Source organism: Mesorhizobium sp. AA22 (assembly GCF_001672375.2).
GTDB lineage: Bacteria > Pseudomonadota > Alphaproteobacteria > Rhizobiales > Rhizobiaceae > Mesorhizobium > Mesorhizobium wenxiniae.
The window spans coordinates 6301262-6325887 of the sequence record NZ_CP048406.1 but is presented as its reverse complement, the minus strand read 5'-3'; the positions used below and the strand labels follow the sequence as shown (position 1 = coordinate 6325887).

Annotated in this window: 15 protein-coding genes and 8 pseudogenes; 12 read left to right on the top strand and 11 right to left on the bottom strand. The window is 59.9% G+C overall.

Annotation, left to right across the window (positions count from 1 at the left end; all coding sequences use genetic code 11):
• Nucleotide 1: 1 nt before the first annotated feature.
• The 3 genes and pseudogenes from A9K68_RS32155 to A9K68_RS32580 form a co-directional block, all read left to right on the top strand.
• A pseudogene (locus A9K68_RS32155) lies at nt 2-154 on the top strand (dihydrodipicolinate synthase family protein); the annotation flags it as partial.
• A gap of 815 nt (nt 155-969) precedes the next feature.
• Nucleotides 970-3111, top strand: coding sequence for a S46 family peptidase (locus A9K68_RS29850; RefSeq protein WP_246811264.1), 2142 nt, complete (start codon nt 970-972; stop codon nt 3109-3111).
• 473 nt (nt 3112-3584) lie between these two features.
• A pseudogene (locus A9K68_RS32580) lies at nt 3585-3805 on the top strand (LysR family transcriptional regulator); the annotation flags it as partial.
• A 14-nt stretch (nt 3806-3819) separates the two neighbouring features.
• On the opposite strand, the gene A9K68_RS29845 reads toward A9K68_RS32580, so the two are convergent.
• The 3 genes and pseudogenes from A9K68_RS29845 to A9K68_RS29830 form a co-directional block, all read right to left on the bottom strand.
• The gene (locus A9K68_RS29845) at nt 3820-4632 is read right to left on the bottom strand and encodes a TIM barrel protein (protein WP_095780343.1); all 813 of its coding nucleotides are present in this window, start codon (nt 4630-4632) and stop codon (nt 3820-3822) included.
• Nucleotides 4633-5080: 448 nt separating this feature from the next.
• Nucleotides 5081-5713 carry an IS1595 family transposase gene (locus tag A9K68_RS29840; protein ID WP_245430164.1) on the bottom strand — a complete coding sequence of 211 codons (633 nt, stop codon included), beginning with the start codon at nt 5711-5713 and terminating at the stop codon, nt 5081-5083.
• A 54-nt stretch (nt 5714-5767) separates the two neighbouring features.
• Nucleotides 5768-6454, bottom strand: a pseudogene (locus A9K68_RS29830) (IS6 family transposase).
• On the opposite strand from A9K68_RS29830, the gene A9K68_RS29825 reads away from it, so the two are divergent.
• Nucleotides 6437-6655 carry a hypothetical protein gene (locus tag A9K68_RS29825; protein ID WP_141246627.1) on the top strand — a complete coding sequence of 73 codons (219 nt, stop codon included), beginning with the start codon at nt 6437-6439 and terminating at the stop codon, nt 6653-6655. The pseudogene A9K68_RS29830 and the gene A9K68_RS29825 sit on opposite strands and share 18 nt — an antisense overlap.
• A gap of 535 nt (nt 6656-7190) precedes the next feature.
• Here the strand turns inward: A9K68_RS29825 and A9K68_RS29820 are convergent.
• The 5 genes from A9K68_RS29820 to A9K68_RS29805 form a co-directional block, all read right to left on the bottom strand.
• Nucleotides 7191-8087: an alpha/beta fold hydrolase gene (locus tag A9K68_RS29820; RefSeq protein ID WP_082982694.1), complete on the bottom strand. Its 897-nt coding sequence runs from the start codon at nt 8085-8087 to the stop codon at nt 7191-7193.
• An 89-nt stretch (nt 8088-8176) separates the two neighbouring features.
• Complete coding sequence (locus A9K68_RS32575) at nt 8177-8413, bottom strand: tautomerase family protein (protein ID WP_348626643.1); 237 nt, start codon at nt 8411-8413, stop codon at nt 8177-8179.
• A complete protein-coding gene (locus A9K68_RS32570; protein ID WP_348626642.1) occupies nt 8403-8585 on the bottom strand; it encodes a tautomerase family protein in 183 nt (60 codons plus the stop codon). Before A9K68_RS32570 ends, A9K68_RS32575 begins: the two co-directional genes overlap by 11 nt.
• A 60-nt stretch (nt 8586-8645) precedes the next feature.
• Nucleotides 8646-10001 (bottom strand): MFS transporter, encoded by a 1356-nt coding sequence (locus A9K68_RS29810; protein WP_065011452.1) that lies wholly within the window; start codon nt 9999-10001, stop codon nt 8646-8648.
• A gap of 60 nt (nt 10002-10061) precedes the next feature.
• A complete protein-coding gene (locus A9K68_RS29805; protein WP_065011451.1) occupies nt 10062-11048 on the bottom strand; it encodes a nitronate monooxygenase in 987 nt (328 codons plus the stop codon).
• Between A9K68_RS29805 and A9K68_RS29800 the strand changes: the two genes are divergently transcribed.
• Nucleotides 11004-12092: a LysR family transcriptional regulator gene (locus A9K68_RS29800; protein ID WP_246811263.1), complete on the top strand. Its 1089-nt coding sequence runs from the start codon at nt 11004-11006 to the stop codon at nt 12090-12092. The genes A9K68_RS29805 and A9K68_RS29800 overlap by 45 nt on opposite strands.
• A 479-nt stretch (nt 12093-12571) precedes the next feature.
• On the opposite strand, the gene A9K68_RS31490 is transcribed toward A9K68_RS29800, so the two are convergent.
• A complete protein-coding gene (locus A9K68_RS31490; RefSeq protein ID WP_176478097.1) occupies nt 12572-12715 on the bottom strand; it encodes a hypothetical protein in 144 nt (47 codons plus the stop codon).
• A 662-nt stretch (nt 12716-13377) separates the two neighbouring features.
• Here A9K68_RS31490 and A9K68_RS32140 point away from each other — a divergent pair.
• A pseudogene (locus A9K68_RS32140) lies at nt 13378-13802 on the top strand (polysaccharide deacetylase); the annotation flags it as partial.
• A 26-nt stretch (nt 13803-13828) separates the two neighbouring features.
• On the opposite strand, the pseudogene A9K68_RS29790 reads toward A9K68_RS32140, so the two are convergent.
• A pseudogene (locus tag A9K68_RS29790) lies at nt 13829-14969 on the bottom strand (SbmA/BacA-like family transporter).
• A 1008-nt stretch (nt 14970-15977) separates the two neighbouring features.
• Here A9K68_RS29790 and A9K68_RS32565 point away from each other — a divergent pair.
• From A9K68_RS32565 to glmM, 4 genes and pseudogenes are all read left to right on the top strand, one after another.
• A complete protein-coding gene (locus A9K68_RS32565) occupies nt 15978-16172 on the top strand; it encodes a Tn3 family transposase (RefSeq protein ID WP_141246626.1) in 195 nt (64 codons plus the stop codon).
• 143 nt (nt 16173-16315) lie between these two features.
• Nucleotides 16316-16426, top strand: a pseudogene (locus tag A9K68_RS29780) (phenazine biosynthesis protein PhzF); the annotation flags it as partial.
• Between the two features lie 898 nt (nt 16427-17324).
• Nucleotides 17325-19184: an ABC transporter ATP-binding protein gene (locus A9K68_RS29775; protein ID WP_095780342.1), complete on the top strand. Its 1860-nt coding sequence runs from the start codon at nt 17325-17327 to the stop codon at nt 19182-19184.
• A gap of 1339 nt (nt 19185-20523) precedes the next feature.
• On the top strand, nt 20524-21876 hold the full coding sequence (gene glmM / locus A9K68_RS29770; protein ID WP_065007189.1) for a phosphoglucosamine mutase: 1353 nt from the start codon (nt 20524-20526) through the stop codon (nt 21874-21876).
• Between the two features lie 420 nt (nt 21877-22296).
• Here the strand turns inward: glmM and A9K68_RS32130 are convergent.
• A pseudogene (locus A9K68_RS32130) lies at nt 22297-22386 on the bottom strand (SOS response-associated peptidase); the annotation flags it as partial.
• Nucleotides 22387-22634: 248 nt separating this feature from the next.
• On the opposite strand from A9K68_RS32130, the pseudogene A9K68_RS29760 reads away from it, so the two are divergent.
• Both A9K68_RS29760 and A9K68_RS29755 read left to right on the top strand, forming a co-directional pair.
• Nucleotides 22635-23285 (top strand): annotated as a pseudogene (locus A9K68_RS29760) (IS256 family transposase); the annotation flags it as partial.
• 179 nt (nt 23286-23464) lie between these two features.
• Nucleotides 23465-24493, top strand: a complete 1029-nt coding sequence (locus tag A9K68_RS29755) for an IS110 family transposase (RefSeq protein ID WP_065007842.1) — start codon at nt 23465-23467, stop codon at nt 24491-24493.
• Nucleotides 24494-24626 lie beyond the last annotated feature (133 nt).

Here is a 24626-nt window from a genome sequence, read left to right as displayed (position 1 = left end):
TATCGCAAACGGCCTGTCTGCTTTTCCGATCACCCCCGCCGATCGTTCCGGCCGGGTCGACGTTGACGCGCTACGGAAACTGGTCTGCCGGCTGATCGCGGCTGAGGTCGATTCCGTCGGCCGGCTCGGCGGCACCGGCATTTATATGTATCTGATCGCGACGAACGACGCTGCGCACAGCTCTACATATAGCTAGGGTGTGAAGGCGTGCGCTAGCGCTCGCATCGGTGCTCCCTAGATCTAATTTGAAAGCGCTTCTAGAAACTACTTCGTTCCCGTGAGCCGACAGGCAGCTTTCGGGCCCTAATGCGACACATTTGGTTCTCGGCTCGGAAGGGTCTTGGCGCAACTGAGCCCATGACGAATAGCGGATCCCAGCATGTGAGCGAAGTCGTTCTGACGTTGTTCGATGTTTGTTCGCCCAAAGTCGCATCAGAGGCACAGCGGAACGGGAGCTGAGCAGTTCCTGAACCGCCCGGCGCCTCCAGCGGCGATAATAATTCAGATATTCGCAGATGGGTCGCTCCACTTCCCGATCGGCGAACACCAGCAAGGATATGCCCAGGATACCGCATGGTCTTCGGCGTATACGGCTAGGTGAAGAAACGCACTCTCACAATTATGGACAGGCTACGGCCGTTCGGCAGCGGGCTTCGTCGCTGGCGAGGACGAGGGTGTCGGGTCTACGACGAAATGTCGGAGGTCGGACATGGAAGGCAGCTTACCATTTAGGTCGTTGAAAGCTTTGTTCCTTTGGCACGATTAGTGCAACGGATGATCCGCAACGTTGCACACAACCGACACGATGTGAGGGGAGCGTCATCCAGATGTTTGCGTTGACCGTCCCCTCAGCCCCAGTGGCAGCCGCGCAGGCGCTGGGGTCGCCGGCCAGTCTGATAGCTCATGGATCCAGTCGGCGGAGACAGTAGATAGAATGGGAGAGACACCAGTATGAACTGCGAATGTGATATGGTTGCTTGGGTAAGTGCCATCGCCTTGCTCTGGACGGCCACCGCTGCATCGGCGAACGAAGGCATCTGGATGCCGGCCCAGAGTGCGGAAGTCGGCGCGGCCATGCGCGCGGATGGGCTCCAGATCGATCCCGCGCAGCTGAGCCGTCTGGGCGCTGCCCCGCTTAACGCGATCGTTTCACTGGGCGGATGCTCCGCCTCATTCGTCAGTCCGCAAGGGCTGGTCGCCACCAACCATCACTGCGTGCTGGAATCCATCCAGTACAACAGCAAGGAGAGCCAAAACTATCTCACCAACGGGTTTCTGGCGAAGAGCCTGGGTGAAGAATTGCCTGCGGCGCCCGGCAGCCGCATCTATGTGATCGAGGATATGCGGGATGTGACCGCTGACATGCTCAAGGGCGTCTCAGACAAGCTGAACGGCTTTGCCCGCTATGAGCGGCTCGAAGCGAACCGCAAGGCGCTGATCGCCGCGTGTGAAGAACAGCCCAATCGCCGCTGCGACGTAGGGTCCTATTATGGCGGCGCCTCCTACCATCTCCAGCAGAAGCTCGAAATTCAGGACGTGCGCCTCGTCTATGCGCCCGGGCTCGGCATAGGTAACTTCGGCGGCGAAACGGACAATTGGATGTGGCCGCGCCACACAGGCGACTTTGGCTTTTATCGCGCCTATGTCGCCCCTGATGGTTCATCCCGGCCTTATGCGCGCGACAACGTGCCCTACCGGCCGAAGAACTGGCTGCGCATCGCCTCTAAAGGCGTGCAAGAAGGCGATTTCGTGATGGTCGCCGGCTTTCCCGGAGCAACCAATCGGTTCCTCACCGCCGATGAAGTCCGGTTCAACTTCGCGCACTACGAACCACTGTCCCAGCGTTTGCTCTCGGATTATGCGGCCCAGATCAAGCAAGCCACGGAAGGCAATCGCGAAGCGCAGATCCGCTACGCCTCCATCCTGCGGGGCGTGGAAAACTACAAGAAGAAGCTGGCGGGCGATCTTGCCGGCGCCGACGCGATCGGCCTCGACGCGCGCAAGGCTACCGAGGAGGAAGCTTTTCGCGCCTGGGTCGCTGAGTATCCCGTGCGGCACACGCGCTTTGACGCAGCAATCCGCGAACTGGACGCGATGGTGGGCGAGAATAGCCGGGCTTCGCTGGCGAGGCTGCGCCAGGCGTTGCTCAATCGCGCGCAACTACTGTCATCGGCACGCACTCTCTATCGCTGGACAAAGGAGCACGAGAAGCCCGATGAAGACCGTGAAAGCGGCTTTCAGGATCGTGACCGTAAAGAAATCTCGGATCAGCTGACGCAGATCGAACGCCGCTATTTGCCAGACATCGATCGAAAGCTTTTCGAAGCCGCACTCGACGAATATCGCCGGCTGGATGCAAAGGACCGCGATACTGCTTTCGAAAGCACTTTGGGCCAAATTGGCCTTGACCGACTTTATGCAGACACCAAACTCGCAGACACGGTAATGCGGCTCGGCTGGCTTGACAAGCCCGCTGCTGCCTTCGAGGCGTCGGAGGACCCTTTCATCAAGTTGGCGGTCGCTCTCTATCCCGGCGACATAGCTGCGAAGCACGCTGCGAAGGACCGCGCTGGACGCAGCCAGGCGGCTCGCGCCATCTATATGCACGGCCAGCGTGCCTACCGCCAGGCAATCGGCCGGCCGATGTATCCCGACGCGAATGGCTCGCTGCGCATCACCTGGGGCAAGGTGGCGGGGCGAACACGCGACGGGCAGATATGGATGCCCTTTACCACGGCCGATGGACTTCTGGCCAAAGAAACGGGCAAGGGTGAGTTCGACGCTCCAGATGCGGCTATCGCAGCGATCCGAGCCAAGGATTATGGCCCCTATGCCGCGCCGGCGCTGGGCACGTTACCGGTCGACTTCCTGTCCACCGCCGACATCACCAACGGCAATAGCGGCTCGGCCACGCTGAACGGACGCGGCGAGTTCGTCGGCCTCGCCTTCGATGGCACGCTTGATGGAGTGATCTCCGATTGGGCATATGCCGCAGACCGCAATCGCAGCATCCATGTCGACAGTCGCTTCATGCTCTGGACCATGGACAAGATTGACGGCGCTAGCCGGTTGCTCAAGGAGATGGGAGTGCTGCCGGCGTCGCGCTCCTGAGCGGGGTAGTCTGGCGGTAGGGAAAGGCAATTCGGGGACATTGACGTGAGCTTGCCACAGCGATCGTTGATCGTGCCCGAATCGGCCGGCGCTCCAATGCATGCGCAACATTCAAAGGTTCGCCAGCGCCTGAGCCGTTGCCCAATACCGTTTCCCCTTGGCATAACTTCAAATGACGTAACTCTGTGCAGTCGGCACCGATGCGCCTGAACCTCGCACTTTCATCTTTTTTGCGTGTTTCGCAAACTCTGGACAGGGCTAAATTGCGGACGGCTGTTTCGCTAAGTCCACGCACAGCTTGCCGGCGTCTGTCCCCGGGAGAGCTGGCTTGATTTGTCTGAACAGTTTGGCGAGGACCGCGAAATGAAGGCAGCATAGGGAATGGAAGCGCCACGGGCGACGACTCGATAGAAGCGGTTCACCCGTTCGACCAGCGAAGTGACGTTCGTTAATCGCACTACTCAGGGTCCGAGCTGAAGCCCTCCATCGAGGAGCGGTTTTTCTTGAGCATGGCCTCAAGAGACGTGTTGAGGTTATCGTGCAGGCCTTTAGCACGATCCGCGGATGGTCTCAGGCACAGATCGCCCTTCACAACAGTGATGCGGCAAGCATCTGGATGCGAAAGATATTGTTACAGGAGGCGTCTCGAATGACTTCTCCGCGGGACGCCAAAAGCCGTCTCAGGCACCCCTGATTTACTCCCGCGTCTCACGCCGCCATTCGCGTCAATAGCCCTTGTCGGACGAGATCGATGCTCGCGGCAAGTGCGCCGGCGAGATCGTCCAGCGGGTGGGCTGCGTCGACAAACGGTGCGAATGAGAAGGGGCCCGCATAACCGCCATCAAGCAGCGCCCGGATCTGGCTGCCATTGTCGGAACCGAATAGGACGCGATCCGGGTAGATCCAGTGGATTGGATCGTTCACTCTTGAAATGTGCACGAGACCGGTCAGGTCGCAGGAGAAGAACGTCTCCCCGGCGAGCGTGTGATGAAACGTGTCGTGCACGAGGCGGAAGACGGACTGGCCATCAATGGCGGCAATGGCCTTAGCCGCTTCGTTCTTCGATCGAAGCGAGCAGGTCTGGAAGCCCAGCGGCTCGATGAGACCGATCAGGCCGCGCGACTGGAGGATCGGCTTGAGCGCCTTCAAGGCAAAGCGGAGATCGCCCCGGCGCTCGCCATTGGCGGGCCAGGAGCCGTCGTTGACAGGCATTAGCATGAGCGTCTTGGCTCCGCAGGCCGCCGCATAATCGGCGAGCTTGCTCGCTTCGGTCTTGCGGGCGGGTGTCCACTCATTGAAGCGCTGCAAGGCATTGATGGAAATAATCCCAACGCCTGCTTCGGCGGCGGCAGAGCGGACGTCCGCCGCCGGCATGCCGCGTGCAATAGCATTGCTGCGCTGTTGGCTGCGGATCTGGACATCGGTCAGGCCCTGGTCACGGGCAAAAGCGAAAAGTGCCCTGACGTCGAGTCCGGGCGCCGCCATGTGGTCGAGTGCAAAGCGGGGCGCTGCTTGGCGCATGGCTTGGCTTTCCTTCTATGTTCCCGGAAATTTCTCTTTGACGCTATTGCGACACTTGACTTAAGGCAAACGATTAGATCAGATGTTTTTCATCTGAAAAGGAGATGGCTGATGAACAGCGCCGACCTCAGGTTTTTCCAGGCGGTTGTGAGAGCAAACAGCACGGATTAAAGCACAATGGCTGGCCAGGGTGCTCCGCTTGCGCGTGCCATGCGGCCAAACTCATTTCGACATCGGTTAAGGAGCTTGAGGTCAGCACTGCTGCTGTTAAGACCGAGGTTCAACAATCAAATCGAGATCAGTAAGTGTGACTGTCGTCGAAGGTGACCCGCAGCAGCCGAGTGCCCCATCTGTGGGATGCCTCTCGTTTGCCAAAACTTGGACAGTCACACGATCTTCGCATGATGGGGTCGGAACAAGAACTGCTCAAAATCGTACGAGGCATTTATCAACCAAAGGCAGCTACGGTTGATTTGATGATGATTCCTCCACCCAGGCTACGGCGCATCTGACGCCCCGTGGCGACGCGAAAAACTCTCAGTAGCTGCAGCGCCGGCGGCACGCGCGACCAGATGGTCCTCAAGACTTCTAGACCATACCGGGTTTTCCGAACGGCGCTCCCGGACACCACGCGCTGTGACCATCGGAAGCCAACCTCGTGGAAATACAGGTCGGCATGCTGCGGGCTAATATGATGAAAGACGCCGGCGATGGTACGGCGGACGCGGGAGTTGAAGCCCTCTACCGAATTGACGTGGACGGCATCGCGAACATACTCATCACTGGAACGCTTCACGGTCTCGTGCTTGGCAAAGCTCTCACCAATGGCCATGAATGCTTTCCACTCGTCGCTCATCAAATGAGCTCTCGACTCGATCTGCGCTTCAATGACGCGTTCGCTTGCTCGCGCTGAGAGACCGGTCACGACCGCGGCTCCGTTGCCCCACAGTCGAGAATGCGGATGTCGGGTGTGTGCATCGGTGATACATGCTTGCGCCGCGCGATAGGTCTCGGACCGCGCGTGGAAGGTGCGCATCCAGCCGATCTGGTGCGCGCTGATGCCCTTGGACGCGCTCGCCATTCGCTTCGGACCGAGGTTGGTCGCATCGGCCAGCACGCCAGCCAAACCCCAGCCTCACGCGGCGGCGATGATTTCGAATTGCTCGGCGATGGCGGATTTGGATTGAAGGCGTACCTCGCCTGTCGTTTTCCATCATGTGGATCCCGCCCAGCGTGGCGATAGCGCTTGCGAATGATTCGAAACCGAGATAGGCCGCACACGACACTTGATGCGCCGGTGATCCTGCTCGATGCGGTTGTCGAGGTACTGGCTCTTTCGGATGCGGATCGGCTTGAGCTGCCGCCGCGACCGATCCCGCAGTCGGCTTTCCGCGTCACAGGAAAGGATCGCCTCGCGATTCGTCTGCTACCGTCGATGACGATGCGCTCGGGGCGGCCGTGACGCTGCAACACCTTGCGCAGGAAGCCTTTGGCCGCCGGCAGATCACGATGCTCGCTGAATCAGAACTCGACGGTGTCGCCGACGCTGTCGATCGCGATAGAGATACATCCAGCGGCCGCGAACCTTGATACAGGTTTCGTCGATATGCCACCTTCCGCCGACGGCACGCTTGCGCCGATTGAAGCGTTTCAGCAGCAAGGGCGAGAAGTGAACGACCCAGCGGTGGATCGTCGAATGATCGATACTGATGCCGCGCTCGGCCATCATTTCCTTCAAATCGCGAAGGCTCAAGCCGTAGGCCAGATACCAGCGAACGCAAAGCAGAATGACGGACTGGTCGAAATGGCGGCCCTTGAACATCTGAACTCTCCGGCGAAACTACCAGAGGCCGTGCCATGCGCCTGGTTACCGAAGACTTTGCAACACAGCCTCGGTGCACATCTTCTGCTGAAAACCCGCACGCAGACCCTCGATGGCTCCCTGCGGTCGACCTTCCGGCAATGGTATCCCGGCATGGCGAACGACAATCACGAGAACGGCGAAATGGTCCGCGCGGCTTGACCGCCCCACAAATCCTCATGCTCCCCTCGTACGGGCGTGAAGCATCTCGAGCATCGCAGGCCCGGCGCGGTCGACGATGGCGACGCCGGCCAGCAATCCTGCGCGCAGTTGCGGGGCAGGATCGGGTTAGCCGCGGAAGGAAGCGGCTTCCATTGCGCATGGGGATATGGAACCAGTCGAGGACATGCTCGCTCGCCTGCGATCATTTCCGCGTGCGACCGGACTTCTTCCCAACTGGCCGGTACGAAAGGTAATATCCTGATTGGGTCTGGACGCCTGCTTCTTGAGAGGGTCGAGAGTACGCCGTTGCAGCTCGCGATCATAGCCGCGCCGTCTTCAGCCAGCGAGCGGCCTACGATCAGCTCGAATTTTTCTTTCGGTCGTCACGGGGCGGATGTACTCGGGAACCGGGCAGGTTCACGCGGGCAAGCATCCTGCATGAAGGATAACCGACAGGCGAGCGTTACCGCTTTCGCTAAGACGCCGCCAATTCCGGCGGCATTGGCGGCCAAGCGAGCGCCGTTCGACGCGCAGGCTATTCGCCGTTGGACTTTAGGAAGGCGACCGTCGCTAAGATCAGCTTGTCCACGGTCTTGGCACTCTGTTCAACGCCGAAACCATGATCAATGGGTTCAGCCCACAGTTCTTCCGGACCGTCGTGATAAGCCAGCAACGACTTGGCGAGAACGGGTTGGGGAAAGACGATGCTATCGCGCGTGCCGACCGCGAGGAACAGCGGCCCCTTGTAGCGCGAGATTTCGCCGGCAGGCTGCACCGCGTAGAGGCTCTCGAAGAAGCGGCCTTTCAAGGGAATTTCCTTCCCATCTCCGACGCGCTTGGCCGGATAGACTTTATCGCCCGCTGTCACAGCTTCCGCCATCTGCTTTTCGCCAAATATGGAGATGAACGCTGCCGGAAGATTGATGCCGGGGTTCCAGAGCACGACAGACTTTAAAGGCGTTTTCGTCCGGCCGGCAACTGCTGTCGTGACCGCACCGCCCAGGCTCATTCCCATCAACGAAATACGTTTGCCGTCGATGCTGTCATGCGCCGATAGGAAGTCGAGCGCTGCTTGTGTGTCCGTTATCTCGGTTTCGACGGTCATGTCTTCGAACTTGCCGTCACTCGCGCCGCTGCCGCGAAAATCGATCCGAAGCGAAGCGATGCCATTCTTTGCGAGCACCGGCGCGGCACGCCCGAACAGGCCTTCCTTCACCGCCTCCGAACTCCATTCGTTGCGGCTGCCGGTGAAACCGTGAAGCATCAGGATGACGGGAGGATTCGCGACATCATCCGGCCTGACCATCGTGCCTACGATTGTCTGGCCTTCGACTTGGAACTTGATGATGGCCTCCTGGGCTTGCGCCGAAACTAAAAAAGTTGTCATCAGCATTCCCAGTGACGCTGCAACGGTTCGGTGTAGCTGTTTCATAGCTGCTCTCTGCTTGTTGTTTGAATTTGCGCGGCCGGTCAAAGCTGATGGCGCGGCCGTATCGGACTGGCATTAGACATTGACGTCTTTCACCGCCGCGATGCCTGATTTCCGCGAAGCTCGCCGGTTATGAATTGAGCTCGACCAAGGCCGAAGGACCAATTCGCGTCACCATTTTCTACGATACTCACCACAACATCTGCAGGGTCGATCGCACACACATCCAAAAGCCCTGCCGCAACGAAACGATAGAAGGCCTGTTTGTCGTCAGTTGACCGCGCTCGCGAGATCACCTCGATAATGATCAGCCTGTCACTAAAAACCAAGACCGGTATCCTCCGCGCGCACATGCGATCTCTCGTATTCGATCAGGATCTGATAGCGATCGGCTGGCGGTACATGGAAAGCCCTGACCACCGCCTCATGGATGCAGTCGAGGATCTTGTCCTGCTCCCCAGGCGATCGGCCCTTCAGAAGGTTAATTTTTATCAGCGGCATGGGTCGTGCTCGGAAATAGGAAAGAGGGCGGGGACGCGCACTCGGCGTCCCGGTGAATATTCAGATTGCCCTCGCTGGTAGGCCGGTTGGGGCAGCCTCGGGTTCCCCAGCCAGCGCGCAGGGGAACCAGAGAACATTTACGACTGCGCTCATGATCGCGATCGCAATGGGATAGGCCAGGCCCGCATAGATGTTGCCCGTGTAGGCAACCAGCGACAGGTTAATGAGGGGAACAAAGCCGCCAAACACGCCTGTGCCGATGTGATAGGGCAGCGAGAGCGAGGTGTAGCGCAATTTCGCCGGGAAGAGCTCGACGAGGAAAGCTGCCATAGGGCCATAGACCAATCCTACGAAAACGAGTTGGGCGACGATCAGCGCTGTTACCAAAACGAAGTTCTGGGCAGCGACGGCGGCGGCGATGCCCTGATAGATTGGAACATAAAACGCGGCTGCCAGAATGAAACCGGTGACAATCAACTTGCGGCGGCCGATCCGGTCGGACAAGGCGCCGAAGAAAACGATGAGGGGCGTTCCGATCACCAAAGCAGCAGCAAGGCAAATGTTCGCTGTCAGGAAGTCAAGCTTCAGCACGCTTTGCAAGAAATACAGTGCGTAGAACTGGCCTGTATACCAAACGCACCCCAGGCCGGCGGTCGCCCCGAACAGTGCAAAGGCTGCATAACGCACGCCATGACCGGTGGCGAAACTCTCGCGGATTGGGCTCTTTGCGGTCTTCCCGCCTTTGCGAAGCTCCTCGAATACCGGGGATTCGCTCAGCTTGAGGCGCAGATAAAGGGACAGCACGATCAAAACCGATGATAGCAGGAACGGAATTCTCCAACCCCATTGCTTGAAGAGTTCTTCGCCGAGCGACAGCCGGCACGTAAGCACGACGACAATCGCCAGAAAAAAGCCAACGGTTGCCGTTGTCTGGATAAAGCTCGTGAAGAACCCGCGCCGGTTCGCCGGTGCGTGTTCTGCAACGTAAACGGCGGCGCCGCCGTATTCGCCGCCGATCGCCAATCCCTGGATGAGCCGAAGGACCACAAGAGCGATCGGCGCGAAATATCCCGCGGTCTCAAAGGTTGGCAAGACGCCGACGAGCGCGGTCGCAATGCCCATCAGAATGAGCGTCATCAAGAACGTGCTCTTGCGTCCGACACGGTCGCCGATGCTGCCGAACAGCAGGGCTCCCAATGGGCGCACGAGGAAGCCTGTGGCAAAGGTTGCGACGCTGATCAGAACAGCTGCCGTCGGTTCATTGGCAGGGTAGAAGAGCGTTGAGAAGAAAATCGCCAGACTTCCGTAAAGATAGAAGTCGTACCATTCGATGACCGTGCCGGCGCTTGATGCAAGGACGACGGTCCAGATACCTGGTTTGCGGACCGAGTCGCCCCTTTCCTGTAGCTGTTGCATGCTGCAGTTCCCCTTTATGTTTTTGAAAGTAGTCGGCCCTCTCTTCAGGGCCGTGGTAAGTCAGTTCGCGATGCGCTGATCGAATGCGTAGACGCCAAGTCTTTCGCTTGCCTCGCGCACCGTTCGGCGGACGATGTCCTTCGCCGACGGCAGATCGTTGATGAGGCCCACCGCCTCACCCACAGTCACGTTGGCCGTGTCATAGTCGCCAGAAGCCCATGCCGCCTCGACCTTCGACAATTCTTCGGAATGCAGCGTGCGCAGCTCTTCTTCCCGCCCGTGCCACTTGTCGATGAAGCCGTTTTTGAGCAGTCGGCCGGTATAGCCAGCGGGCCAGGCCTTCTGACGGACGATATCGTAGACGGAAGTCCGGATTGTCTCGTCGCCAGAGGCAGCGACTACCTTGTCCTTGGCTGCCGGATGGATGAGCGACTCGCGCGTAGCCCAGAACCTGGTTCCCATCAGGACCCCGTCTGCTCCGAGCATCAGCGAAGCGGCCAGGCCCCTACCGTCGGCAATGCCGCCTGCCGCCACGACAATGACAGAAGGCGAAATCTTTGCCACCAGATCCACGACTGCGGGAACGAAGGGCATCGTTGACCGCGCGACCAGGCCATGGCCGCCGGCCTCGGTCCCCTGAACAATAAGAACGTCGGCGCCAACGTCGATTGCGCGCCGGGCATGTTCGAGTGTGTGGATCATGCAAATCAGCGGAACACCCGCCTGCTTGACCCGTGCCGCGAGCTTCGCCGGATCCGAAAACGAAAGCATCATCGCGGACGGACGCTCCGCAAGTGCGCAGTCAAACAGATCAAGGTCGGCTTCGACTGCCCAGGCGATGAACCCGCAGCCAACGCGTTCATTGGTGATCAGCGACGACTCTGTTTCGTACCATTGACGATCAGCATATCCCCCACCCAACAGGCCCAGACCGCCGGCGTCGGCGACGGCGGACGCAAGCGCGCCACCCGCGGCCGGTGTCATCGGGGCAAGGATGATGGGATGCTTGATTTCGAAAAATTCTGTCAGACGCGTTCGTATCGTCATCAATACTTCTCCCAGTTTGAGGAATGTTCCCGGAAATTTTTCTTTGACGCTATTGCGACACTTGACTTAAGACAAACGATTAGATCAGATGTTTTTCATCTGAAAAGGAGATGGCCGATGAACAGCGCCGACCTCAGGTTTTTCCAGGCGGTGGTGAGAGCAAACAGTATCGGAGGGGCTGCCGGTGTGCTCAACACGGTGCAATCCAACGTCACCGCGAGAATAAAATCGCTTGAGGAGGAAATCGGTGCTCCGCTTTTTCATCGGTCCAGGCGAGGGGTTACACTGACAGCCACCGGCATTCAGCTCGTTCCCTATGCCGAGCGCGTCGGAGAGCTTCTGGACGAAGCCAAGCGCGTCGTCACAGACCGCGGTACGCCGTGCGGTTTACTCAGGATCGGCTCCATGGAGACCACTGCAGCGCTTCGCCTTCCACCGATCCTGATCCGCTATGCTGCAGAATATCCAGAGGTCGACGTACTGGTGGAGGCTGCCCCGACGGAACAGCTCGTCAGCGAGGTCGTCGGACGCAAACTGGATGGCGCGTTCGTCTCCGGCCCCATCGCTCATCCCGAACTGAAGAGCCTATCGATCGTCGAAGAGGAGCTCGTTGTGATCTCCTCGCCGCGGTTTCGCGAGCTTTCGGATCTGAAGGCCTTGGCCGCATCGCCGGCTCTGAAGGTCCTCGCTTTTCGATCGGGCTGTTCCTATCGCCGGCGCATGGACATGTTCCTGGCGGCGTGTGGGGTAACGCATGTCCGCTGGATGGAACTCGGAACAATGGACGGGATCATCGGCTGCGTCGCCGCCGGGTTAGGGATGGCCATGCTACCTCGGGGGGTCGTTCAGGATGCGGCAGCCGACGGACAGGTCATCATACACCCGCTACCTGACAATCTGCGGTCGGCGCCGACTGTTTTTGTGACGCGGAGCGACGAGTATCTCTCCGCGGCACTTCAGGCTTTCATGGCGGTGGCGTCTGAGGCGCATTCACGGCCTCAGCCGGCAGGACCAGAGCCGGTCCGACAACTGCAGCGGGCTTAGGAAAGGTGGAGCAAAAAAGGGGCCAGTCAGGCCCAATCGTCGGCGAATCTTGATGGCAGATCGTAGGGGTCCGTTTGCCCAGAGATCGCCTACGATGCTGGAAAGGCGCTGCATTCTGCTGCAAAAGCAAGAAATGAGCGCGGATTCGGAGCATAATGGGCTGGCCAGGGTGCTCCGCTTGCGCGTGCCATGCCCGCGGCCAAACTCATTTCGACATCGGTTAAGAAGCTTGAGTCAGCACTGCTGCTCTTAAGACCGAGGTTTAACAATCAAATCGAGTTCAGTAAGTGTGACTGTCGTCGACGGTGACCCGCAGCAGCCGAGTGCCCCATCTGTGGGATGCCTGTTTATTGGGAAAACTTGGACAGTCACACGATCTTCGCATGATCGCTGAGGGTACACCCGCCGCGGGTCAATAGCCTATCAGTCGATCGTGGAAGTTTAGGGCACCCAAGGCTGGCGGCGGTGCTGTTCACAGCTCACTGAACCAGTTGAGCCTGGTCTTCCCAGTAGCCGCCCGGATAATCATTGGCGACGAACACCTCTAGGATATGCTTGGGGTTCTTGAAGCCGAGCTTGATCGACACCCTAACCTTCATCGGTGAACAATATTTGAGCGGCAAGAATCCTTCCCGAAATCGAGCCGGGATGGGTGTGCGGGTGCAGTGCTGTCGACATAACGATACTGGAATAATAGCGGTCCGCATTTTAAGCCGACATATTTGGCTGTCATGTCCGCGCCAACATGCTGGAGGAAGACGCTCAGAGGAATACCCCTCCACTCACCGATCGCGCTCCAGCCCTCGCAGGCTCCTTGATCCCGCGCACAATTCCGTTGGCAGCATTCTCGACTGTCTCCGTTCGGCTACACGGCTCAGGATGCAGGAACTGCTGCTCGAGGTTTGGGAGCAGTTCAAAACGACGGTCGTCTTCGTCACGACATCGACGAAGCCTTCCTGCTTTCGGATCGAATCATCGTCATGCAGGGCACAGCCAGGCTGCCGCGGGTCGACCGCCTAATGTTGAATAACAAGCCCCAAATTTCAAGTGAAAAGAATGTTAACTTTATTTGTTACTGAAATTGCATAGTACCGCAATGTATTTCATAATTCTGGCGAGAGCCGCAATACGCGAGGGCCGCGTCGTGCAACAGCCCTTGAAGCCTTCGGCGGCGAAGCGCTCTGCCAACGCCATATACAGCTCTTGGACTTGCCGGTCTGCCGCATCATGTCGACGGTGCCGATGTCATCGTCGGTCCCGCCGGTTCGGAGCCGCCTCAAGAACATGGAAACCGCTGTCAGCGGGCTATCTGTTCGACGGGAGCGGTGTGTCGCGCGGCCCTGCCCGCCCACCGACCCACGACGGCATCACACGCTTCTCGCTGCCGCAGATTCCGGAAGGTCCCGACACAAAGCGGGTGATCGCGATGGATTAAAATCTTTGTATCAGGCATTCCGGCGGCTTCAGGCGGCCGGGCAAGGCGGACGAATTCGCCGACCTATGACGCCTTCCGCACCGCCTTCGATATGCAGTACCAGGGCAAACGCATTCCGCTGGAACTCGGTTCCATTTCACGCTGATGAATCACGGCGCCTACTGGCATGCGCTGGAGCGCTTCGCCGGCGAGGTCTGCACCAAGCCCGCATCAGCTATCGCGACTATGTTTCGCGCCAACGCGCCGGGGAAAAGCAGGCGTCGGTGGGCGGCTGAGCCGAAGCGCTCGCCGCCCGCCACGCTCAGCTTACCGGCTGATCCTCAAGGCGCAAGCCGGCCCGCTCTCGCACCAAATAGTCCTGGTCGATTTCCGGCAGCGGCGCCCCTTCAAGCGTCGCCTCGAAGGCGCGCAGGCGCTTGTAGATGGATATCAGCTCGACGATGGTCGGCCAGGAATTCACGAGATATTGGAACGAAGTGGCGACTTGTGGAAAGGCGGTGACAATTTGCTGGAAAACGCCAAATGTTAATGCCAAGAGCTAAGGTATTCTTGCGAACATTTCTGAAAAGCTCGGCCAGAGTTGGTGGCTGCGCTCGTGCCGTATCGTCCTCGCCGAGGACAAGTTCCTTGCGCAGCGCGGCTTCAACCCGCTGATTGCGAAATTCCAACCCGGGCAGCCTGACGCCGACGACTGCCAACAAGCCGGTGCCAAACAGCGACCAGGCGATCGCCGCAATGACCAGCGGATAAGGGATTGCTCCGACGATTGGGAGCGTTGAGACATGGAGAGAAAGGGAGGCCAGCAAGGGCAGGAATGCAATCAGGGTCATGATGGAGTCGATGAAGTTCACGCCGAGCCCCTGCATTGTGCCGGAGAAGCGCATCGTGTCGTCCTGAACGCGCTGCGACGCCCCTTCGATATGGCGCAGCCTCGGCCAGTAAGCGGTAAAATAATCGTTCATCGCGGTGCGCCAGCGAAACACATAGTGCCTGACGAAAAAGACGTTCAGAACGGCGATGCTCATATAGACCAAGGCCAAGGACAGAAACTGCCATACTCCGTAGTAAAGCTCGGCAGGGGAAACGGAGCCCGGCGTGGTCAGCGCCTTCTGCACCATATCGTAAAACATGCCGCGCCAGTCATTGAGCGCCACGCTGATCTGCACGATGAAATTGGTGACGAAAATAATCAAACCAGAGCCAAGGATCGACCAGTTTTGCCAGCGATGCGGGGAATACAGCGCCCAGAAAAGGTAGAATACGCCCATACCGGCGAAGAAATATCCGTAAAACCAGAGGAATGCCGGCGTCAGGAATCTTATCGGGCTGATGACTGGTGCTGCCTGCGGGTCGACCGGCGGCATGCCGAGCATCGTGCCAAGGTGCTCGCCGCCGAAAAACCACAGGAGGACGAGCAGAAGGCTCCAGGCGACGGCCGAGATGAAAAAAAGCTTCGCCGTTGCTGTTCAGCGGGCGGTGACATACGCCAGCTTCGCCATTTTGCTAAAATCGTCGTGTCAGTAGTAGACGATGATGTCGCGACGGCCTCGCCGGAGATCTTACGCGCTGCGTCGGAGGCAGTCTCAAAAGAATCGTCAGTGATCACCACCACATGCTCGCCCTTCGCACCTGCAGACGGACCGCTGTAGAAGCTGCTCACCGCTGCCAGACTTTGCGGCGGCGTTGTTGACGAAGTTCGCGCCAAAACCGTCGTCGCCGAGGCCCACCGCATCGAAGGCGCCCCAGAGCTGCCCTATCAAGCCGGCCGGGCCGGCGACCAGCACCCGGCAGCCGGTCAACGCGCCAAAAGGACCCCGCCCGTCATATGAACTGCATCCCTCATAGTGCGTCGCAACATTTTGATGCTGCACTGCGGAACTTTGCGGTAAAGCGGGAGTTCTCTGTGCTTCTAGCAAGCGAGGGCTCGATGAGGCGCTACAAGATTCTGCCGTCGGAATCAGGGCTGTGGTCTGTGATCGATAGCCTGACAGGGCTTCCCGCCGAGAGATACGGTCGGCCGCTCACCGGGCTGACCCGGTACGAGGCCGAAGAGGCTGCCTTTAACCTCAGCGAGAGCACTCCGCCATGGATGGCCTTGGTCAGACGTCGCAGACCTTGATCAAGGCTGCCGATTCCACGGATGGTCGGACGCGATGCGCCTCCCACTTCATCACATCCGTTCGGGTAACCTCTCACCTCTTCCTTCTGGATGCGTGCGTCATGGCAGGGGCGCATGTGCTCCCCAGTTCGCCCTGGCATAAGAGCCGGACCGTCGCGGTGCGCCACCAGATGGTTGGCGACCGTGGCCGGAACCGTCGCCCGTTCTCTTGCCGATGAAGTGCGGGGTGCCCGACACCGAAATGGCGCGCGAGCTCCCGAACCTCTGCCAATCCTGACACGGGCGATCGACTGGAACCTCATTGAGCAGCAGTATGACGAGTTGATCAAATATGCGGGCGGCCCTGCAGCACCGCACGGCCGATGCGGAATCGATCCTGCGCCGCTTTGCGCGGGCGAGCGTGCAGCGCCAGAGCTACAAGGCGCTGGCCCAACTCGGCAGGCAATCAAGACCATTTTTCTCACCGCTATCTCGGCTCGGAAGCCTTCCGGCGCGAAATCCACGAAGTGTCGCTTGGCAGTTATAGTGAGAACGCAGTCGTTCAGTCAGGTTTGGCAGTTTATTGCGATAATGGCGTAGCTCGGATTTCTTCATTTTAACTGCCATCGCATCAGTGTGAAGGTAATGTTTTATAAACCGGAATTCCGCTGCAGTGGTGCTGAACTCCCTGGCGAGGCGACCGGCACCTTCGTGCTGGAGGAGAATATCGGACCGGTGCGTTGCGCGGTGAGCAAGCACGACGGCCCGACCTTCGACGAGTTCGATCTGGCGAAACTGCCGCTCTTTCGCAACGTGGTCGATCTTCAGCGACAGTCTAGCGACCCCGGCTTCTAAACGCCGTCATGAAGTAGCTCCTGCACTCGTTCGACCGAAATGTCCGATTCAAAGATCAGGTCGTGAGGGAATGTCCTTCCCCGCAGATGATCGGCAGTCGCTCGATCGCGCGACGCGCGGGATCGGCTTCTTCCGTGAACCCGCAGGTCGATATCAGAAAAAGGTTGCGGCGGTTACCGCGAACTCATGGCTGGGCAGCAAGCGCTTCTTTTCAGCAAGCGCCCTGGTCGGGAGCCGGTGAGGATGAAATTCGGCTCGGGTGCGACGATTACATGCTCGAGGTTCCATCCGGTCTTCCCGAGCATGTCTATAGCGACCTTTTTGTGTCCGAAACTGAACAAGAGTGTCGGAGCCCCACCCGCTGGCCGTTACAGCTAGGCACCGGCTGGCGAGCAAGCGGTGGAACGAAACGGAGCGCGAATCCGGCACGGAAATTGCGTTGATCTCGTAAGTGAGACGTCGGCAGGGCGTCGTGGAGGACCGAGAAATCAACCAGGAGCGTGCTCGATGCCCGCAATGAGACGGCCAGAACAGGACGATGAACCCAGCCACACCTGGGGAGCTGGACCGCTATAGCCAGCCGCGGCGCCTCCTCGTAGATCGCGCCTCCTTCAGCCAAGCCGTCCACCAGCACTACGAGGGCCACCCTATGCAGCTCTCGAACGTGGCCACAGCGCGCATGTACATTCAAGTGGCCCCTCAGCCTTGCGTGGTCCGCTCGAAGCGCGCCAGGAACGCATTGTGTGTGGACGAGGAACGTGCGCTTGGCAGTTCAGGGGGCGAGCGCTCTCGCACTCCTCCGATGCGCCGCACCCATTCTTCTGATCAGCCGGTTTGACCCGCCATGTCGCCTTTGCATTTCATCTATCGTCCCTTTGAGACGCTTGTCCGCCCGCTGGATATCCCCTACGCGCCTTTGCCGGCAACAGGTCCGTTTGCGCTGATTCTGCATTTCGCACGCATGTTCCGTGGCACCTTGGCGGCCATCGCCGTCTTCATGATGGCGGTCGAGGGAATCAACCTCGCGGTGATCTGGGGCATGTATATCATTGTGGACGGGGTGAGCACGAACGGTGCGGCGGTTTTCCTTGAGGAAGCTTGGCCTATTCTCACGTTCCTCGGCCTGCTGATGTTCCCCGTGCAACCGCTGCTGATGTTCATCGCCAAGACATTGGGTTCCCAGGCAGTGTCCGTGTGCATGCCCGCGGCTATGCAATGGCATGGCTACAAGGCGGTCGAACGTCAGGACCTTGCATTTTTCCACGATCTCTTCGCCGGCCAGGTGGCGTCGCGCATTTCGCAACTCGCCGCCGCTGTGCAGCAGCAGATCGTCGTAGCGTCTTCCAGCATACCGTATTTTCTCGTGCAGTTTCTCGGTTCGCTTTCGCTGCTTGCCACGCTGTCCTGGCCGCTGGCGCTTCCGGTCTTTTTTTGGATCGTGGCGAACGTCGCAGTCGCGGTTGTGGCAGTGCCATATTTTGCCGTGCGGTCCCGCCACTCTGCCCGCGCGCGCAGCCTCGTCGTCGGCGCCATGACCGACCTCTACAGCAACATCCACGTGGTCAAGCTGTTTGCGGCCGAAGGCAGCGAGGCGGACGCAATGCGCACCATCATGGGAGATGCCATCGAGACGCAACAGCTTGAACGGCGCATCCACTTAACAACCGACACCAGCGTCGTCCTGCTGAACGTCCTTCTTTCGCTGACCAACATCGCCGTCGGGCTCTGGGGACTCGTGGCCGGTTTTGTCACCACCGGCCAATTTGTTGCTTCAATCGCACTCGTTCAGCGGCTCAACGCCAACTCCCTGGCCTTTCTCCAGCTAGGACAGCAGATATTCCAGGCTGTGGGCACGATACGCGACGCGATGCCGGTCATCACCACGCCTTCAACGGTAACCGATGTCTCCGGAGCCAGGCCGCTGGCCGTTATCGCCGGCACGGTCGAGTTCAGGAATATCCGGTTCGAATACCGGCAAGGAAAAAGGGTAATCGAGAATCTATCGCTCAGGGTCCGCGCCGGCGAGAAGGTCGGGCTCGTCGGCATGTCGGGGTCCGGCAAGTCAACGCTTGTCAGCCTGCTCCTGCGGTTCTTTGACGTAAACGATGGCGCAATCTTCGTCGACGGCCAGGATATCCGTTCGGTGACGCAGGCAAGCCTGCGTCAGAATATCGGGGTCGTGACCCAGGATGTCTCGTTGCTCCATCGCTCTGTCGGGGACAATATCCGTTACGGCCGGCCGGATGCCTCGCCGGAGGAGGTCGAACGCGCCGCAATGCTGGCCGATGCGGACGGTTTCGTGGCCGATCTCAAGGACAGCGAAAACCGCACCGGCTACGATGCTTTCGTCGGTGACCGCGGGGTGAAGCTTTCTGGCGGCCAGCGTCAGCGGGTCGCCATCGCTCGGGTGCTGCTTAAGGACGCGCCAATCCTCCTTCTAGACGAGGCGACTTCTGCCCTGGACAGTGAAGCCGAGGCGGCGGTCCAAGAAAAACTCGAGCTTATAATGGAGGGCAAGACGGTGATCGCCATTGCCCACCGCCTGTCGACGATTGCCAGCATGGACAGGATCGTCGTGCTGGACAAAGGGCGCATCGTTGAGGAGGGCTCCCCCTCGGAGCTACTCAAACGCGACGGCCTGTATGCCCGCCTGTGGCGGCGGCAGACCGGCGGCCACATTGCCGACAGTTCCGAGGAGAGATAAGCCGACTGGAAGGTCGTTCGTCACGGCTCCGCGCTGCTCGCAATGCTTGGCTGTTGTCGTGGAGAGCGGGCATGTTCGCGTTAGACAAATCTCGGCTATTCGCCGCCTCCGTCGCAAATGTGGGGGAATGGGCGACGAGATTGCCACAAGAGCTCTTCGGTTCTATCGCGAGAAGCTGACCGCCCGCGGCCGTGCCGATGCTGGTACCGCCGAGTCTTAAGCAGTGGTGATCGCTCGACTTCGTCTCCGACCCTTCCACATCCTCACTGTCGTCGACGATTGGACGCGGGACACAAAGCGAGCTGCTGAGGCGGTGCCCGAACGTGCAAGGACACAGAAGCTTACGATACGAGGGGTGAGCCGAGTCGAAAAACGCATTGGAAACTCCGTCTGGTGCAATCCGGACCGGGTCACAAGGCGTGGTACAAGAGTTGGGTGACGCAACACCGCTGGTTAATTGCGCCGGTGCTATCGCGGCCTCTGGTCCGCAACGGCGCAGGCGCATGGCAGATTGCCCCAACCGGCTCGACGTCGCCATGCTCGACGAGCTTCGGGAATTGGGTCAGCGAACGCATGACCGGCAGGGCCGGGGGGTGGCTCGTTTGCCAACGCCACTGCAATTGGCCCCGCAACGGGGTCGCGAGCCGGAATTCAACCAGGCCGTTCGCCCTAAAACTGATCCAGCTCAAGGCAGCCCACCGCTACCCATGTAGAACGGGCAACGAGCACCGTGCGCACTAGACAAAGGGCAATGACCAAAGCCGTCCTCGACATCGCATCGGAGTTCAACGTCTTTGCACCAATGCCCAGGAATCGTCGACGCGACAAACAACTCCCCGCGTACAGGCGCTGAGAGCCGCCGACGTTTAACGGAAAATCACAAACTTTCGCCAATCATCAATGTTGCAGAGATGGGCGCAGCGGCGAAGCTGCCAATCTCCCTCCTTGCGGGGGAGATGGCCGGCAGGCCAGGGCGAAACATTCCAGATACGCTGTTGAAGCATAGCTCGCCGCTGAGTTGGGAACATATCAACCTGACAGGCATCTACACCTGGGACACCGAGCATCAGATGCCCGAAGGCTTTCGAACCCTTAGGCTACCGACCCCAACCCGGCGAGCCGCATGAGTTTCACGATCCGTTCGGGCTTAGCGCAAGATTTTGTACAGCTCTTGTCCTCACCCCAGATTGTGAGCTAAGGACACCTTTCGTCCTGACAATCATGGTATCCTGCAAAGAGATGCGGAGTGGCAAGCGGCCAGTCACTCGGACACTGGTTGCCTGTGGGAATGTCCACGAGGCGACACTTGGGTGAATAATATAGGGGCACGTCGAGTAAGATGACGAGACGATATTTCGGAACGGACGGGATCCGGGGAGGGGCCAACAAATTTCCGATGACCGCCGAGGTTGCGATGAAGGTCGGCATGGCTGCCGGCCTGTCGTTCCAGCGCGGCCACCATCGCCATCGCGTCGTGCTCGGCAAGGATACGCGGCTGTCGGGCTATATGATCGAGAACGCGCTGGTCGCGGGCTTCTGTGCCGCCGGCATGGATGTGTTCCTGCTGGGGCCGATTCCGACGCCGGCGGTCGCCATGCTGGCGCGGTCGCTGCGCGCCGATATCGGCGTGATGATCTCGGCCTCGCACAACCCCTATTACGATAACGGCATCAAGCTGTTCGGCCCCGACGGCTACAAGCTGTCGGACGAGATCGAGATGCGCATCGAGGCGCTGCTCGACCAGGATGTCGACATTTCGCTGGCCGACGCGGATGGGCTCGGGCGCGCCAAACGCGTGGACGGCGTGCACGACCGCTATATCGAATTCGCCAAGCGCACTCTGCCGCGGTCCATGTCGCTGGCGGGCCTGCGCATCGTGGTCGATTGCGCCAACGGCGCCGCCTACAAGGTGGCGCCGGCAGCGCTTTGGGAACTCGGCGCCGAGGTCATCACCATCAACAACGAGCCGAACGGCTTCAACATCAACGAGGAATGCGGTTCGACGCACCCGGTGGGCCTCTCCAAGAAGGTTCATGAAGTGCGCGCCGACATCGGCATAGCGCTCGATGGCGACGCCGACCGCGTCGTCATCGTCGACGAGAACGGCGCTGTCGTCGACGGCGACCAGATCATGGCGCTGATCGCCGAATCCTGGCATCAGAGCGGCCGCCTGGCAGGCGGCGGCATCGTCGCCACCGTCATGTCCAATCTTGGCCTCGAACGCTTCCTCGGTGAAGCCGGCCTGCAACTTCACCGAACCCAGGTCGGCGACCGTTACGTGGTCGAGCACATGCGCGCGCATGGGCTGAATGTCGGCGGCGAGCAGTCCGGCCATATCGTGCTGTCTGATTTCTCCACCACCGGCGATGGGCTGGTCTCGGCGCTGCAGGTGCTGGCCTGCATCAAGCGCCAGAACAAGCCGGTCAGCGAGATCTGCAAAAAGTTCGAGCCGGTGCCGCAGCTCCTGAAGAATGTGCGCTTTTCCAGCGGCGAGCCCCTGGAGACGGCACCCGTCAAGGCCGCGATCGAGGATGCCCGCAACCGGCTCGGCAAGTCCGGCCGCCTCGTGATCCGGCCTTCCGGCACCGAGCCCCTGATTCGGGTTATGGCCGAGGGCGACGACCAGAAGCTGGTCGAGACGGTGGTGAACGACATTGTCGGCGTCATGGCCGAGATCAAGACCGCTGCCTAGACGAGCGGCGATTGATGCGCCGATGGTGACCGATCCGACTGGAAGCCGGCCGCATATCGGCTCCCTGCTTCTCGGCTACTACACCGATGATGGTCGTCTGTTGTATGCGGGCCGCGCCGGCACGGGCATCACGGTTGCAGAGCTCAAGCGATTGGCTCGCCGGCTTGCGCCACTTCAGACAGCTCGAATGCCCCTCGACGTTCCGCCGCCGCGCGAGAGCCGGTTCGGCTCGCCGCTTGAGCTGTCGCGCGTGCATTGGTCAGGCCTGAAGTGGTGGTCGAGGTCACCTATCTCACCTGGACGGAAGACAATCTCCTGCGTCAGGTCTCGTACTAAGGCGAGCGCCAGGACAAGCCGGCCCGGCAGGTGGTGCGCTCCCCGCCCCATCCCTGATCGACATCGGGCGCCGTTCGTTTCAAGTCACCCGACTTGCTCTACCTGCGGTGTGCCGGGGGGAAGGGCCTTGATCAGCGACTTCGCCGACACCGAATGGTCGAGCCAGTCCGCCCACGCGGATAGTGTCCTAAGGTTCTGCAAAAGCTTTGGAGAGAGAACAGCCCTTGCTCTGAGGCGAGGGGCGGCCATGGCACGCTGGTGACGTTCGATCACCGATTCCCGTAGTAGGGGAGTGCCATGACCAAGCGAGAAGTTAGACTGAGCAGAGGCGAGCTGAAAGCGTTGCTGTTGTCGGATGAGGACGGCTTCCGCAGCGTTTGCAGACTGTGGTGCAGGAGGCTTTGGAAGCCGAGATGACGGAGGCGATCGGCGTCGACTGGGAGGGCCGGCGCCAGGTGCTGGGCGTGGAGCTGGCCAACCGTGAAAGCCATTCGAGCTGGCGCGCATTCGTGACAGGGCTCAAGCAGCGCGGGCTCGCCGGCGTCGAGTTCGTCGTCTCCGACGACCATCCGGGGCTCAGGGCAGCGATCCGCGAAGTCCTGCCCGAGGCAGTCTGGCAGCGCTGTTACGTGCACTTCCTCAGAAACGCGCTCGACTATGTGCCGCGCAAGGTCGACGACGACTGCCTGATGGAGCTCAGATGGTTCTATGACCGGCGCGACCTAGCCGAGGTCAAGCGCGACCTGGCGCAGTGGATCGCCAAATGGCAGGCCAAATACCCGAAGCTGGTGGATTGGGTGGAGAACAACATCGAGGAGACGCTGAGCTTCTACCGGCTGCCGCTGCCGCATCACAAGCACATGAAGTCGACGAACATGCTGGAGCGGCTAAACCAGGAGATCAAGCGGCGCACCCTGGTCGTCCGCATCTTCCCCAACCCGCAGAGCTGTCTGCGGCTGGTTCGGGCATTGGCGGTGGAGATCCACGAGAACTGGCTCGAGGCGACCCGCTACCTCAACATGGATCATCTGCGCGAGCACAAGAAGGAGAACTTGAGGGCACTGGCCGCCTGAGACGCGGCCCGCCATGTCCGCCGCTCCGCTAAACACGGGGGCTGCGCGGCGGACACGCCAACGTCACCGCTAAATGCCACGCCATTTTTGCTGATGGGGTGGATGCCAGCCTTCTCCGACGGCATCGCAATGTGCCAAGTTTGTGGTGTTAGCGCCACGCAAAGGAGAGGCAGGCATCCATGGAAAAGGTTACCATCATTGGGGTCGATCTGGCAAAGAACGTCTTTCAGCTGCACGGGGCGGCAGCTGATGGATCGGTTGTGTTCCGCAAGAAGCTGTCGCGCCTGCAGTTTTGCAAGTTCATGGCGAGTCAACCGGCATGTGTCGTGGCGATGGAAGCGTGCGGCAGCTCCCACTACTGGGCCCGTCAGATGGCTCGGCTTGGCCATGAGCCAAGACTGATTGCCCCGGCCTATGTCAAACCGTTCGTCAAGCGGCAGAAGAACGACGTCGCAGATGCGGAGGCGATCGTCGAAGCAGCGCAACGACCGACAATGCGCTTTGTCGAACCGAAGACCAAGGAGCAGCAGTCCCGGGCCATCGTGTTTCGCACCAGAGAGCAGTTCGTGAATCAGAGAACCGAATTGGTGAATGCGCTGCGCGCGCACCTCTATGAGTTCGGTTATGTTGCTCCGCAAGGCATCGGCCACCTGCCACGTCTGGCAGAGATCGTCGAGGACGAGAGCGCAGACCTGCCGGATCTAGTCCGTGACATCTGCAGCGCTCTCCTTGACCAGATCGACCAGTTGAGCAGCCGGCTCGCGGCATTGAAGAAGACGATCGACACGCTGTCCAAGCAAGCTGCAACATCTCGGCGCTTGCAAACCATGCCCGGTGTCGGCCCTATCGCTGCCCTTGCCATTGAAACCTTTGCGCCACCGATGGAAGCCTTTAAGTGCGGTCGCGATTTCGCCGCCTGGCTCGGGCTGGTCCCTCGGCAGAAGTCGAGCGGCGGCAAGCAACGACTAGGGAAGGTATCGAAGATGGGCCAGCGCGATATTCGGCGGTTGCTCATCATCGGCGCCATGGCCGTGGTTCGATGGGCATCTCGGAGGCGCGCACCCGACGGTTCCTGGCTTGCCCGCTTGATGTTGAAGAAACCGCGCATGCTGGTGGCAATCGCGCTGGCCAACAAGATGGCGCGTGGCATCTGGGCCATGCTGACGAAACAGGAGGACTACCGAGATCCGGCGACGGTGCTTGCGTGATTTGCAACAACGCACCTGAGACCGGGACGTCGGGGATGTGAGGAAGGCATGAACTGCATGGGCAAATGATCGATCAGATCGGGGTCAGGAAAACCAGAGTCAAGTTGAGAGCCCACGCAAGCTCGCTTTGCTG